Genomic DNA, 13,514 nt, shown 5'->3' with positions numbered 1-13,514 from the left:
CCACAGGGTTCCCATCGGAACAGGACGACCCGGACGTCCCGTCAGATCGGCACTATGTCGGGCGCTCCGAGCCGTGCCGCGTCCGCCGTCAGGTCGTCGGGCTGCCGCTGCGATTCCCGCTCGGCCTCGACCCGCTTCTCGTAGTGCTCGACTTCCTTCTCCACCTGGTGCTCGTCCCAGCCGAGGACGGGTGCCATCAGTGCGGCGCACTCGCGGGCGCTGCGCGTGCCCCGGTCGAAGGTCTCGATGGAGATCCTGGTCCGGCGGGTGAGGACGTCGTCGAGGTGGCGGGCGCCCTCGTGGGAGGCGGCGTAGACGATCTCGGCGCGGAGGTAGTCGTCGGCCGCCGCCAGCGGTGCGCCGAGCGAGGGGTCCCCGGCGATCAGTTCGAGGACCTGCTCCGCGAGGGAGCCGTAGCGGTCGAGGAGGTGCTCGATCCGGACGACGTGCAGGCCGGTGCGGGCGGCGATCCTGGCCCGCGCGTTCCACAGGGCCCGGTAGCCCTCGGCGCCGAGGAGCGGGGTGTCCTCGGTGACGCAGGGCGCGACGCGCTGGTCGAGACCGTGCACGGCCTCGTCGACGGCGTCCTTCGCCATGACCCGGTAGGTCGTGTACTTGCCGCCCGCCACGACGACGAGGCCGGGCACCGGGTGGGCGACGGTGTGCTCGCGGGAGAGCTTGCTCGTGGCGTCCGACTCCCCGGCGAGCAGGGGCCGCAGTCCCGCGTAGACCCCCTCGACGTCGTCCCGGGTGAGCGGGGTGGCGAGCACCCCGTTCACATGCTCAAGGAGGTAGTCGATGTCGGCGCTCGACGCGGCGGGGTGCGCCTTGTCGAGATCCCAGTCGGTGTCGGTCGTGCCGATGATCCAGTGCCGGCCCCAGGGGATCACGAAGAGCACGGACTTCTCCGTGCGCAGGATGAGCCCGGTGGTCGAGTGGATGCGGTCCTTGGGGACGACGAGGTGGATGCCCTTGGAGGCGCGGACGTGGAACTGGCCGCGCTCGCCGATGAGGGCCTGGGTGTCGTCGGTCCACACCCCGGTGGCGTTGACGATCTGCCGGGCCCGGATCTCGTACGTGCTCCCGGCCTCGACGTCCTGGACGCGGGCGCCGACGACCCGCTCACCCTCGCGCAGGAAGCCGGTGACCCGGGCCCGGCTCGCGGCCCTGGCCCCGTAGGAGGCGGCGGTGCGCACGAGGGTGGTGACGAAGCGGGCGTCGTCCATCTGGGCGTCGTAGTACTGGAGGGCGCCGACGAGCGCGTCCTTGCGGAGGCAGGGGGCGACCCTGAGGGCGCCGCGCCGGGAGAGGTGCCGGTGCGCGGGGAGGCCCCGGCCGTGGCCCGAGGAGAGCGACATCGCGTCGTACAGGGCGACGCCGGAGCCCGCGTAGAACCGCTCCCAGCCCTTGTGCTGGAGGGGGTAGAGGAAGGGGACCGGCTTCACCAGGTGGGGGGCGAGGCGCTCCAGGAGGAGGCCGCGCTCCTTGAGGGCCTCCCGCACGAGGGCGAAGTCCAGCATCTCCAGGTAGCGCAGTCCGCCGTGGATGAGCTTGCTGGAGCGGCTGGAGGTGCCGGAGGCCCAGTCGCGGGCCTCGACGATGCCGGTGGAGAGCCCTCGCGTCACCGCGTCCAGTGCGATCCCGGCGCCGACCACTCCGGCGCCGACGACCAGTACGTCCAGCTCGTGCTCCGCCATGGCCGCGAGCGCCTCGGCGCGCTCGGCGGGTCCCAGTGTCGCTGTCCTCACGGCTGCCGCCTTCCCGTCGTCCCGTCGCTTCCGGTGTCCTTCGTGCCTTCGTCTCCGCCGTCCCCGCCCGGCATGGGCCGGGACCGTCCGGCCCTCGTACGGATCCGCCGACCGCCTGGCCCGCAGGGGCCGGGACCGCCCGGTCTCCGCAGGCCAGGACCGTCCGGGCGCCGGGGGCCGGGGCCTCTCGGTCCGATGCGAGCCGGGCCCCCGCGGTCCGGCTCACAGATTGATTCTGTCCCGCCCCGGCGACTTCAGCCACCGCCTCGTCGCCGGCCTGTGGATAACACCCGACGCTCCACGACCTTCCAATACGACATATCGGTCATATTTACGCCTAGTCTGACATCGCGCCGACCCGTTCTGTCCACCGGGCTTGCGCGAAGCGTCACCACCGGCTATCGGGAAGGACGGCCCACCCCATGCCCGCAGATCTCGCCGTCATCGGCCTCGGCCACCACGGCCTCCCCCTCGCGCGGGCCGCCGCCGCCGCGGGCATCGACACCATCGGCTTCGACTCCGACCCCCGGCCCGTCGCCGAGCTGGCCGGGGGCCGCGCGCCCGCCGACGGCTCCCTCACCGGCCCCGAGGTCCGCCGGATGCTCGCGGGAGGTTTCCGGCCCACCACCGACCCCGCCGAACTCGGCCGGGTCCGTACCGCCGTCCTCTGCGTCCCCACCCCCCTCGGCCCCGACCGCGCGCTCGACCTCACCGGCCTCTCCTCGGCCGCCCGCGCGCTCGCCGCCCGGCTCCGCCCGCGTACCACCGTCCTCCTGGAGTCGCCCGTCCCGCCGGGCACCACCGAGGGCCTGCTCCGGGAACTCCTCGAAGCGGGCTCCGGCCTGCGCGCGGGCCGCGACTTCCACCTCGCGTACTCCCCCGGCAGGCTCGACCCCGGCAACCGCGTCCACGGCCTCTCCGGCACCCCCAAGGTCATCGGCGGCCTCACCCCGGCCTGCACCGAAGCGGCCGCCGCCTTCTACGGACGGCTCACGGAGAAGGTGGTACGCGCGCGTGGACCGCGCGAGGCGGAGACCGTCAAGCTCCTGGAGACCAACTTCCGGCACGTCAACATCGCCCTCGTCAACGAGATGGCGGTGCTCTGCCACGAACTCGGCGTGGACCTGTGGGACGTCATCCGCTGCGCCGAGACCAAGCCCTTCGGCTTCCAGGCCTTCCGGCCGGGCCCCGGCGTCGGCGGCCACGGCGCCCCCGTCGACACCGTCGGCGCCCACCGTCCGCTCCGCCTGGTGGAACTCGCCGGACAGGTCAACGAACGCATGCCCCAGTACGTCGTACAGCGCGCCGCCGCACTGCTCAACGAGCACGGCAAGTCGGCGCGGGGAGCCAGGGTCCTGCTCCTGGGCGTCACGTACAAACCCGATCTCCCCGACCGGCAGGGCTCCCCCGCCGACGAGATCGCCCGCCGGCTGATGGATCTGGGCGCGACCGTCGGCTACCACGACCCGTACGTCCCCGACTGGCGCGTCCGCGAGCTGCCCGTCCCCCGTGTGGACTCGCTCTACGAGGCCGCCGCCCACGCCGACCTGACCGTGCTGCTCCAGCACCACCGCACGTACGACCTGCAAGGTCTCTCGGTGAAGGCGCAGCTCCTCCTCGACACCCGGGGCGCCACCCCGACGGGCGCGGCCCACCGGCTGTGAACGGCGGAAGGCCCCGCACCACCCGGGTGCGGGGCCTTCCGGTACGTCCGGGGAAGCGTCAGCGCTTGTGCTGGGCCTCGCCGACGGTGACCTCGACGCGCTGGAACTCCTTCAGCTCGCTGTAGCCCGTGGTGGCCATCGCGCGGCGCAGGGCGCCGAAGAAGTTCATCGAGCCGTCCGGGGTGTGCGACGGGCCCGCGAGGATCTCCTCGGTGGTGCCGACGATGCCCAGGTCCACCAGCTTGCCGCGCGGCACGTCCTCGTGGACGGCCTCCATGCCCCAGTGGTGGCCCTTGCCGGGCGCGTCCGTGGCACGGGCGAGCGGGGAGCCGATCATGACCGCGTCGGCGCCGCAGGCGATCGCCTTCGGCAGGTCGCCGGACCAGCCGACCCCGCCGTCCGCGATGACGTGCACGTACCGGCCGCCGGACTCGTCCATGTAGTCCCGGCGGGCGGCGGCCACGTCGGCGACGGCGGTCGCCATCGGGACCTGGATGCCCAGGACGTTACGGGTGGTGTGGGCGGCGCCGCCGCCGAAGCCGACGAGGACACCCGCCGCGCCGGTGCGCATCAGGTGCAGGGCGGCGGTGTACGTGGCGCAGCCGCCGACGATGACCGGGACGTCCAGCTCGTAGATGAACTGCTTCAGGTTCAGCGGCTCGGCCGCGCCGGAGACGTGCTCGGCGGAGACCGTCGTGCCCCGGATGACGAAGAGGTCGACGCCCGCGTCGACGACCGCCTTGGAGAACTGGGCGGTGCGCTGCGGGGAGAGCGCGGCGGCGGTGACGACACCGGAGTCGCGCACCTCCTTGATGCGCTGCCCGATCAGCTCCTCCTTGATCGGAGCGGCGTAGATCTCCTGCAAACGGCGGGTCGCGGTCGCCTCGTCCAGCTCGGCGATCTCGTCGAGCAGCGGCTGCGGGTCCTCGTACCGGGTCCAGAGACCCTCCAGGTTGAGCACGCCCAGGCCGCCCAGCTCGCCGATGCGGATGGCGGTCTGCGGCGAGACGACCGAGTCCATCGGAGCGGCCAGGAACGGCAGCTCGAAACGGTAGGCGTCGATCTGCCAGGCAATCGAGACCTCCTTCGGGTCCCGGGTGCGCCGGCTCGGCACGACGGCGATGTCGTCGAACGCGTACGCCCGGCGGCCGCGCTTGCCGCGCCCGATCTCGATCTCAGTCACGATGTGTGGCCTTTCCCTCTACGTCTGCGCGTACCAGTATCCCCGACACAAGCGTGGGGGGCGGTTCCGGGTTGTCCCGGAACCGCCCCCTACGCGTCGCGCTCTGTTACTTCCTGCTGTAGTTCGGTGCTTCGACCGTCATCTGGATGTCGTGCGGGTGGCTCTCCTTGAGGCCCGCGGACGTGATCCGGACGAACCGGCCGTTCGACTGAAGCTCCGGCACCGTGCGGCCGCCGACGTAGAACATCGACTGGCGCAGACCGCCCACCAGCTGGTGGACGACGGCGGCGAGGGGGCCCCGGTAGGGCACCTGGCCCTCGATGCCCTCGGGCACGAGCTTCTCGTCGGAGGCGACGCCCTCCTGGAAGTAGCGGTCCTTCGAGAAGGAGCGCTGCTCGCCGCGGGTCTGCATGGCGCCGAGCGAGCCCATGCCCCGGTACGACTTGAACTGCTTGCCGTTGATGAAGAGCAGCTCGCCCGGGGACTCCTCGCAGCCCGCGAGGAGCGAGCCCAGCATCACGGTGTCGGCACCGGCCACGAGGGCCTTGGCGATGTCGCCGGAGTACTGGAGGCCGCCGTCGCCGATGACCGGGACCCCGGCCGCCTTGGCGGCGAGGGAGGCCTCGTAGATCGCGGTGACCTGCGGGACGCCGATGCCGGCGACGACACGGGTGGTGCAGATGGAGCCGGGGCCCACGCCGACCTTGATGCCGTCGACACCGGCGTCGATCAGGGCCTGGGCGCCGTCGCGGGTGGCGATGTTGCCGCCGATGACGTCGACCGAGGAGTTCGACTTGATCTTGGCGACCATGTCGCCGACCAGCCGGGAGTGGCCATGGGCGGTGTCGACGACGATGAAGTCGACGCCCGCCTCGATCAGGGCCTGGGCACGCTCGTACGCGTCACCGGCGACGCCGACGGCCGCGCCGACGAGCAGGCGGCCTTCCTTGTCCTTGGCGGCGTTCGGGTACTTCTCGGCCTTGACGAAGTCCTTGACGGTGATGAGGCCCTTGAGGAGGCCCGCCTCGTCGACCAGCGGCAGCTTCTCGATCTTGTGGCGGCGGAGCAGCTCCATCGCCTCCACGCCGGAGATGCCGACCTTGCCGGTGACCAGCGGCATCGGGGTCATGACCTCGCGCACCTGGCGGCTGCGGTCCGACTCGAAGGCCATGTCACGGTTGGTGACGATGCCGAGGAGCCGGCCGGCCGGGTCGGTGACCGGGACGCCGCTGATGCGGAACTTGGCGCAGATCGCGTCGGCTTCGGCGAGCGTGGCTTCCGGGTGGACCGTGATCGGGTCGGTCACCATGCCGGACTCGGAGCGCTTCACCAGGTCGACCTGGTTGGCCTGGTCGGCGATGGAGAGGTTGCGGTGCAGGACACCGACACCGCCCTGGCGCGCCATGGCGATCGCCATCCGGGACTCGGTGACCTTGTCCATCGCGGCGGAGAGCAGCGGGATGTTCACCCGCACGTTCTTCGAGATGTACGAGGCGGTGTCGATCTGATCGGGAGCCATGTCGGACGCGCCCGGCAGGAGCAGCACGTCGTCGTAGGTCAGCCCGAGTGTCGCGAATTTCTCGGGCACTCCGTCGACGTTTGCAGTCATGACACCTTCCCCAACATGGCCTTGATCGGTGCGGATGTCCATGCTAACGGCCTGGAGCGGCGTCTCATTCCACGTTCAAGATCAGCCGCGGGCTTTGGACGTTCCCACGTGTACGAAAGGGCCGGGATCGCTCCGCGGCTCTTACTCCCAGGCTACTGCTCCGCCAGCGCTCGCAGTCGGCTGAGAGCGCGGTGCTGGGCGACCCGGACCGCCCCCGGGGACATGCCGAGCATCTGCCCGGTCTCCTCGGCGGTCAGTCCGACGGCGACCCGCAGCACGAGCAGTTCGCGCTGGTTCTCCGGGAGGTTGGCCAGCAGCTTCTTGGCCCAGGCGGCGTCGCTGCTGAGCAGTGCGCGCTCCTCGGGGCCGAGGGAGTCGTCGGGGCGCTCGGGCATCTCGTCGGAGGGCACGGCGGTGGACCCCGGGTGCCGCATGGCGGCCCGCTGGAGGTCGGCGACCTTGTGTCCCGCGATGGCGAAGACGAACGCCTCGAAGGGTCTGCCGGTGTCCTTGTAGCGCGGCAGCGCCATCAGGACGGCGACGCAGACCTCCTGGGCCAGGTCCTCTACGAAGTGTCGGGCATCACCCGGAAGCCGGCTGAGGCGGGTGCGGCAGTACCGCAGGGCGAGCGGATGCACGCGCGCGAGCAGGTCGTGCGTGGCTTGCGCGTCGCCCTCGACCGCACGGCGCACGAGCGCGCCGATCTCCCCTTGCCCGGCGGGCACGGGGGAACCCGCGGTGTCTTCGTCGCGCATCGCTCCATGGTGCCCCGACGCTTCCGCGTCCGCGGCACCGCGTCCGTAGTTGTGCACCGAAGCGTTATGAGCAGGCGCGCCGGAACTCATCTCCCGCGCCCTCCCCTCCCGCTCGATCGAATCGTCCCCGAGGAACTCCACATCTCAAGGATGCGTCATCCGGCGAGGAAGTGACACAAGCCCGCCCCGTCCACCCCGCGAGGGACCCGGGTGAGGACGGGGACATGGCGGGTGACCTGCGATTCAGCGGACCAGGCCCCAGCGGAATCCGAGGGCGACGGCGTGCGCGCGGTCCGAGGCGCCGAGCTTCTTGAAGAGGCGCCGGGCGTGGGTCTTGACGGTGTCCTCGGAAAGGAACAGCTCGCGGCCGATCTCCGCGTTGGACCGGCCGTGGCTCATGCCTTCGAGGACCTGGATCTCGCGCGCGGTGAGGGTGGGTGCGGCGCCCATCTCGGCCGAGCGGAGCCGGCGCGGGGCCAGCCGCCAGGTGGGGTCGGCGAGCGCCTGGGTGACGGTGGCCCGCAGTTCGGCGCGTGAGGCGTCCTTGTGCAGATAGCCACGGGCACCCGCGGCGACCGCGAGGGCGACGCCGTCGAGGTCCTCGGCGACGGTGAGCATGATGATGCGGGCGCCGGGGTCCGCGGAGAGCAACCGGCGTACGGTTTCCACGCCGCCCAGTCCGGGCATGCGCACGTCCATCAGAATCAGGTCCGAGCGGTCCGCCCCCCAGCGGCGGAGGACTTCCTCGCCGTTGGCCGCGGTGGTCACGCGCTCGACGCCGGGCACGGTCGCGACCGCGCGGCGAAGCGCCTCTCGGGCAAGCGGGGAGTCATCGCAGACGAGGACGGATGTCATGACTGACCTCCGTGGCTCTCGCAGCTGTTGCGCGTCACCTTGAGCCTCCAGGGCTGTACGTAATCGTCACCTGTGCGATTGACGCTCTCGGACGCCTGCCCGAGCGCTTCTTCCTTCAACCGCCTCCGCACTCTCAACGACGGTCACCCGAAAGAGTTACGGGTCGGACGGCGCCCTTCGGCACTCTACGTGAGGGGGTGCGCACAGAGGAGAGCGACGCGACTCTTTCGTCTGCCGGTGAAAGGTATGCACCATTTAGACGGTTTTCTTCGCTTTTTCCGGTGTCTGTGGCTAGATTCGCAATGAGTCATATTTACATCTACTTAGACAGTATTAGAGAGTGGGTGTACCACCAGACCCGGCTGGGCCCCCGAGGAGACCCTGCCGTCAGCCATCCACCCGCCCACCTATCCGTTCGACACGGTTTCAAGGGGACAAGCGCTATGGCAGATTTCTCCCGCCTTCCCGGACCCAACGCCGATCTGTGGGACTGGCAGCTCCTCGCGGCCTGTCGCGGGGTCGACAGCTCCCTGTTCTTCCACCCCGAGGGAGAGCGCGGCGCGGCACGGAGTGCGCGTGAGAACTCGGCTAAAGAGGTCTGCATGCGGTGCCCGGTGCGCGCGGAGTGCGCGGCACACGCACTCGCCGTCCGGGAGCCTTACGGAGTGTGGGGCGGCCTCACCGAGGACGAACGCGAAGAGCTGATGGGCCGCGCGCGCAACCGCCTGGTCACGACGACGGCACCGTCGTCGCCCGCCCCGGGCGCACCGGTGGCGTCCGTGACCCCCCTGACGACGTCGGCATCGGCGTCGGCGCAGCCGTCGGGCCGGCCGATCGCCGAGCGGACGTAGAGCGCGGAGCGCGGAGCGCACTCAGAAGGAACGTTTCTTCATCCGTACGGGAATCCGGGCGGATGGACACGGCCGCGCGACGAGCACGCCCAGCACGGCCGGACGCGCCGGGCGCACGGGGCACGGTCGATCACGCCAGGCATGCGAGGCACGGCCGGGCACGGACCGCCGACGGGCGATCCGATGCGGCGCTACGCGCGCGTGGCCGCGCGCGTCAGTTCGTCCAGCGTGGCGGCGACCGCCGGGACCTGTGCCAGGTCCGGCAGGGTCAGGGCCACGATCTCCCGCTCCACGGCAGGCTCCACGGCCACGGTCCGCGCCCCCTTCGGGCGTACGGACTCGATGGCGAGTTCCGGCAGGACGGCGACGCCGAGGCCCGCGCCGACCAGGCCCACCACCGCCGGGTAGTCGTCGGTGGCGAAGTCGATGCGGGGAGTGAAGCCCGCCTCCTCGCAGACGTCGACCAGTTGACGGCGGCAGCGCGGGCAGCCCGCGATCCAGGATTCGTCCGCGAGTTCGGCGATGCCCACGGAACCGGCCTCGGCGAGCCGGTGCCCCTCCGGAACGAGACCCACGAGGCGGTCGGCCAGGATCGGCCGGACCACCAGGTCGTCCCACTCCGCCTGCCCCGCCCCGTACCGGAAGGCGAGCGCGACGTCGCAGTCGCCGCCCCTGAGCATCTCGACCGAGCGCGGCGGCTCGGCCTCGACGAGGGAGACCCGGGTGCCGGGGTGCGCCGCCCGCAGCGAGGCGAGCGCGGTGGGGACGAGGGTGGAGCTGCCGCTGGGGAAGGAGACGAGCCGGACCCGGCCCGCCCGGAGCCCGGCGATCGCGGCGACCTCCTCCTCGGCGGCGGTGAGCCCGGCGAGGATGCCGGAGGCGTGCCGGACGAGGACCTCTCCGGCCTGGGTGAGGCGCATCTCGCGGGCGGTACGGATGAGCAGCGGGGTGCCGGCGGAGGCTTCGAGGGCCTTCATCTGCTGGCTGACGGCGGGCTGGGTGCAGCCCAGTTCACGGGCGGCGGCCGAGAAGGAGCCGGTGGCGGCGACGGCGCGCAGGACGCGGAGGTGGCGTGCCTCGATCATGCGTTCCAGCATAAGTGACTCTTGGGTGAAGTGCGGGATTTTCGCCCGTTTCTTTGAGACCGCTGCCCGTAAGGTTCCTCCATGACCTTGCTGAGTGTGAATGTGGGCCGTGCCAAGGCCGTGGACTACACCGATGCCGCCTCCGGTCTCACCGGCATCGACAAGCGGCCCGTCGACGGGCCCGTCCGGATCGAGGCCCCCGGCGTCCCCGGGGTCGGGGGCGCGGGTCTGGCCGGTGACTCGGTCTGCGACCTGCGGTTCCACGGTGGCAACGACCGGGCCGCCTACGCCTTCGCCCGCGAGGACCTCGACCGGTGGGAGCGGGAACTCGGCCGGGACCTCGTCAACGGCACCTTCGGCGAGAACCTCACCACCTCCGGCGTGGAGGTGAACGGGGCTCTGATCGGCGAGCGCTGGCGGATCGGCGAGGAGGTCGTCCTCGAAGTGACCGGCGGCCGCATCCCCTGCCGTACGTTCGGGGGCTTCCTCGGCGAGCAGGGCTGGGTGCGGCGGTTCACGCAGTCCGACGCCGGTCCCGGCGCGTTTCTGCGGGTGATCGTGCCGGGCGAGATCCGCGCGGGCGACCCGGTCACGGTCGTGCACCGGCCGGACCACGCCATCACGGTGGCCCTGCTGCACCGCGCCGCGACCGTCGAGCGGGCGCTGCTGCCCTCCACCCTGGTCGCCGCCGAGTGGATGGAGTCGGGCCTCCTGGCGCTCGCCCGGCAGTACACGGAGAAGTACGCGCGCGCGTAGCCGGGTCCGCCGGGCGTCGGACGGGGGTACGCGCGCGTAGCCGGGTCTTTCGGAAGCCGGGCGGGAAGTACGCGTGCGTAGCCGGGTCCTGACGGAGCGGCACGGTACCGGCGCGGTCCCCGGCGGGGCATTAACGTGCCGGTATGACGACTGCACTGATTACGGGCGCCACCGCGGGCATCGGGGCCGCCTTCGCACGGAGACTCGCGGCGGACGGCCACGATGTCGTGCTCGTGGCCCGGGATGTGAAGCGGCTCCGGGAGCAGGCGACCGAGCTGCACGACCGGCACGGCGTCGAGGCGGAGGTCCTCTCGGCGGACCTCTCCGAGGAGCAGGGCATCGCCGCCGTCGAGGCGCGCCTCTCGGACCCGAAGCGGCCGGTCGACCTGCTCGTGAACAACGCCGGTTTCGGCAACAAGGGCCGTTTCCTCGAAGTGTCCATGGCCGACGAGCTGAAGATGCTCACGGTGCACTGCGAGGCGGTGCTGCGGCTGACCTCGGCCGCCGTCACGTCGATGAAGGGGCGGCGGCGGGGTGCCGTCGTGAACGTCGCCTCGGTGGCCGCCTTCCTGCCCCGGGGCACGTACGGCGCGTCGAAGGCGTGGGTCGTGCAGTTCACCCAGGGGGCGGCGCGGGATCTGACGGGCAGCGGGGTGCGGATGATGGCGCTCTGCCCCGGCTTCGTACGGACGGAGTTCCACGACCGGGCCGGGATGGGGACGGACAACATCCCCGGCTGGATGTGGCTCGACGCGGACAAGCTGGTGACGGCGGCCCTCGCCGACCTGGCCCGGGGCCGGACCCTGTCGATCCCCGACCCGCGCTACAAGGCCCTGATGGGCGTGGTGAAGCTGGCCCCGCGCGGGCTGCTGGGCGGAGCGTCCTCGAAGGCGGGCCGCAAGTACGGGCCCCGCTGACCCTCCCGCCCGCGTCGGGGTCCGGTCAGGCGCCGGGTTCCGTCGAGGCGTCGGGAGCCAGCCCGTCGAGGTCGAGCCGGGTGACGGCGCCGTCCCGCCAGGTGACGTCGAGGACGTGGCCGGTGACCCGGACGTCCGCGAGGGCGGCGGCCGGGTCCGGGTCGGGTCCGGCGGTCAGGGAGGCGAGGGCGACGAAGAGCGTGGCCGGTCCCGTGGTGACGCCGTGCAGGGCCAGGGTGCGGCTGTCGGGACCCTGAAGGGTTTCCCCGGTGGGGAGTTCGGCGGCCGTGTGCTCCGGGTCGTAGCCGTGGACCGGCTGGAGCCGGGCGTGCGGCCCTCCGGGGGTGGTGGCCCAGCCCGTCTGCCGTACGGGGGTCCCCTCCGGGGCGCCGGTGACGAGGTGGGCCCGGACCTCGGCCGGTCCGTGGACGAGGGTCGCGGAGAGGACCCGTACGCCGGGACGGGGGGTGTGCCGGGAGGCGGCCCAGGCGGGGGCGCTTCCGGGGGTGTCCGTGGCGCTGGTCCCTGCGCCCGGCCCGTAGGGGACGGTGGGGCTCGTCCCCGCCGGGGTCGCGGGGCCTCGGGTGGTGGCCTTGCCGTCGACGATCAGGGCGAAGTGGTTGTCGGCGGGGGCGGACCCGGTGGTGGGTCCCGTACGGGTGGAGTAGGCGCCCCGGGCGTAGCCGGGGTCGTCCTCGGCGCCCGGCCCGCTGTGCACATGGTTGCTGCCGTGGTTGTGGAGGCGGACGAGTCCGTCGGCGGCGGTGGTCTGGACGAGCAGTCCGGTCGGGCCGAGGGGCCGGGCGGTGTCGGCGCGTTCGGCGGGCAGCGCTTCCTCGCGGTCGGTCCAGGCGGGGTGGTCGGCGGGGAGCAGGAGCCCGAGGAAACCCTTGGACGCCCAGTAGGGGGAGCCGGGGCCCGAGTACTCCTGCACGAGGGGCGCGTACGGGCCGTGCCAGCCGAGGGTCAGCAGTCCGTCCGCGTCGGTGGCGCCCCGGTCGAGGAAGTGGCGCAGGGTCCCGGAGGCCAGGCGGCGGGTGGCGCCCGGGGTGAGCGGGGTGTGCCCGGTGAGGGTGCCGAGCCAGGGCGCGGCGGCGGCGGCGAAGCGGTAGATCAGGGATCGCCCGTACGGGAGGGGGGAGCCGTTCGTGTCGAAGAGGTGCCCGTACGCCTCCAGGTGGAGGCGGAGCCGGGGCCCGTAGCGGTCGAGGAGTTCCCGGTCGCCCGCGAGGTGGGCGTGGAGGACGGGGTAGAAGTGCAGGGCCCAGGCGTTGTAGTGGTCGAAGGCGCGGTTGTCGCCGTCGCTGTACCAGCCGTCGCCGAGGTACCAGTCCTCGATCCGGGCGAGTGAGCGGTCGATCGTGGCGGCGGCCAGGTCGGTCTCGACTCCGGCGTCCTGGAGGAATCCGGCGACGGTGAGGCCGAAGAGCCACCAGTTGTTGTCGACGGGCGAGGGGCCGAGGGCGGGGCGGAGCCACTCCACGACCTGTTCGCGGACGCGGTCGTCGAGCCGGTCCCAGAGCCAGGGGCGGGTGAGGCGGAGTCCGAGGGCGACGGAGGCGGCTTCGACGATGGCCTGCCGGGTGTCGGTGGTGAGCGGCCAGGCGTCGGGACCGAGGTCGGTGCCAGTACCTGTGCGGGTGCCTGTGCCGGTGCCTGTGCGGGTGCCTGTGCGGGTGCCCTTGCCGGTTCCGGCTCCGGAGCCGACGCCGAGGGCCGCGCCTGCCAGTCCGCCCGCCGGGCCCGCCGCGAGTCCCTCCGCGTAACGGTCGAGATGCCCGTACGGGTCCTCGCCTCGGGCGCCCGCGACCCTGAGCGCCGCGAGGAGGAAGGTGCGGGCCCAGCCCTCCAGACCGTCGGAGCGGGCCCCCGACCAGCTGGGGCGGGGTCCGGGAAGGTCGACGAGTCCGTACCGCGGGGACGCGAACGGGCGTACCGCGAGCAGGAGTCGATCGGCCGCGGACTCCCAGTGGGCACGGGTCCAGCCGGTGTACGGGCTGCGCTCACGGTTCTCGGGCGGCGTGGGCATGATGCTCCCTGGGCTCCCTGCGGTGACATCGGCGTCGTCGGGAATCCTGAACAAACTCCGAT

General features: G+C 72.3%; 10 protein-coding genes and 1 pseudogene. 4 read left to right on the top strand and 7 right to left on the bottom strand.

What is annotated here, in order from left to right; all coding sequences use genetic code 11:
• Window positions 1-41: 41 nt before the first annotated feature.
• Complete coding sequence (locus tag BU197_RS17345) at window positions 42-1,748, bottom strand: glycerol-3-phosphate dehydrogenase/oxidase (protein ID WP_188269181.1); 1,707 nt, start codon at window positions 1,746-1,748, stop codon at window positions 42-44.
• Window positions 1,749-2,170: 422 nt separating this feature from the next.
• Between BU197_RS17345 and BU197_RS17340 the strand changes: the two genes are divergently transcribed.
• Entirely contained in the window at window positions 2,171-3,412 is a 1,242-nt protein-coding gene (locus BU197_RS17340) for a nucleotide sugar dehydrogenase (protein WP_188269180.1), read from the top strand.
• A gap of 58 nt (window positions 3,413-3,470) precedes the next feature.
• Here BU197_RS17340 and BU197_RS17335 read toward each other — a convergent pair whose 3' ends face one another.
• The 4 genes from BU197_RS17335 to BU197_RS17320 form a co-directional block, all read right to left on the bottom strand.
• Entirely contained in the window at window positions 3,471-4,595 is a 1,125-nt protein-coding gene (locus BU197_RS17335; protein ID WP_188269179.1) for a GuaB3 family IMP dehydrogenase-related protein, read from the bottom strand.
• A gap of 106 nt (window positions 4,596-4,701) precedes the next feature.
• Window positions 4,702-6,204: an IMP dehydrogenase gene (guaB, locus tag BU197_RS17330; RefSeq protein WP_188269178.1), complete on the bottom strand. Its 1,503-nt coding sequence runs from the start codon at window positions 6,202-6,204 to the stop codon at window positions 4,702-4,704.
• Between the two features lie 152 nt (window positions 6,205-6,356).
• Window positions 6,357-6,959 (bottom strand): sigma-70 family RNA polymerase sigma factor, encoded by a 603-nt coding sequence (locus BU197_RS17325; RefSeq protein WP_223183282.1) that lies wholly within the window; start codon window positions 6,957-6,959, stop codon window positions 6,357-6,359.
• Window positions 6,960-7,202: 243 nt separating this feature from the next.
• A complete protein-coding gene (locus tag BU197_RS17320; protein WP_003948568.1) occupies window positions 7,203-7,814 on the bottom strand; it encodes a response regulator transcription factor in 612 nt (203 codons plus the stop codon).
• Window positions 7,815-8,257: 443 nt separating this feature from the next.
• Here BU197_RS17320 and BU197_RS30525 point away from each other — a divergent pair.
• Window positions 8,258-8,566 (top strand): annotated as a pseudogene (locus BU197_RS30525) (WhiB family transcriptional regulator); the annotation flags it as partial.
• Window positions 8,567-8,856: 290 nt separating this feature from the next.
• On the opposite strand, the gene BU197_RS17310 reads toward BU197_RS30525, so the two are convergent.
• Window positions 8,857-9,750 (bottom strand): LysR family transcriptional regulator, encoded by an 894-nt coding sequence (locus BU197_RS17310; protein ID WP_188269175.1) that lies wholly within the window; start codon window positions 9,748-9,750, stop codon window positions 8,857-8,859.
• Window positions 9,751-9,831: 81 nt separating this feature from the next.
• On the opposite strand from BU197_RS17310, the gene BU197_RS17305 reads away from it, so the two are divergent.
• Both BU197_RS17305 and BU197_RS17300 read left to right on the top strand, forming a co-directional pair.
• Window positions 9,832-10,506, top strand: coding sequence for an MOSC domain-containing protein (locus BU197_RS17305; protein WP_188269174.1), 675 nt, complete (start codon window positions 9,832-9,834; stop codon window positions 10,504-10,506).
• A 143-nt stretch (window positions 10,507-10,649) separates the two neighbouring features.
• Window positions 10,650-11,423: an SDR family NAD(P)-dependent oxidoreductase gene (locus tag BU197_RS17300; protein WP_188269173.1), complete on the top strand. Its 774-nt coding sequence runs from the start codon at window positions 10,650-10,652 to the stop codon at window positions 11,421-11,423.
• Window positions 11,424-11,448: 25 nt separating this feature from the next.
• On the opposite strand, the gene BU197_RS17295 is transcribed toward BU197_RS17300, so the two are convergent.
• Window positions 11,449-13,452 carry a DUF2264 domain-containing protein gene (locus BU197_RS17295; RefSeq protein WP_188269172.1) on the bottom strand — a complete coding sequence of 668 codons (2,004 nt, stop codon included), beginning with the start codon at window positions 13,450-13,452 and terminating at the stop codon, window positions 11,449-11,451.
• Window positions 13,453-13,514: the final 62 nt, after the last annotated feature.

Origin of the sequence: Streptomyces sp. CBMA291 (genome assembly GCF_014596525.1) — a bacterium.
Classification (GTDB): domain Bacteria; phylum Actinomycetota; class Actinomycetes; order Streptomycetales; family Streptomycetaceae; genus Streptomyces.
Note: the sequence above shows the minus strand (reverse complement) of the source record. Positions and strands in the feature narration are given on the sequence as shown.

Excerpts from the sequence above, each read along its gene's own strand:
- guaB (WP_188269178.1), bottom strand. The coding sequence starts at position 6,204 with ATGACTGCAAACGTCGACGGAGTGCCCGAGAAATTCGCGACACTCGGG.
- BU197_RS17325 (WP_223183282.1), bottom strand. The coding sequence starts at position 6,959 with ATGCGCGACGAAGACACCGCGGGTTCCCCCGTGCCCGCCGGGCAAGGG.
- BU197_RS17300 (WP_188269173.1), top strand. The coding sequence starts at position 10,650 with ATGACGACTGCACTGATTACGGGCGCCACCGCGGGCATCGGGGCCGCC.
- BU197_RS17320 (WP_003948568.1), bottom strand. The coding sequence starts at position 7,814 with ATGACATCCGTCCTCGTCTGCGATGACTCCCCGCTTGCCCGAGAGGCG.
- BU197_RS17295 (WP_188269172.1), bottom strand. The coding sequence starts at position 13,452 with ATGCCCACGCCGCCCGAGAACCGTGAGCGCAGCCCGTACACCGGCTGG.
- BU197_RS17305 (WP_188269174.1), top strand. The coding sequence starts at position 9,832 with ATGACCTTGCTGAGTGTGAATGTGGGCCGTGCCAAGGCCGTGGACTAC.
- BU197_RS17340 (WP_188269180.1), top strand. The coding sequence starts at position 2,171 with ATGCCCGCAGATCTCGCCGTCATCGGCCTCGGCCACCACGGCCTCCCC.
- BU197_RS17310 (WP_188269175.1), bottom strand. The coding sequence starts at position 9,750 with ATGATCGAGGCACGCCACCTCCGCGTCCTGCGCGCCGTCGCCGCCACC.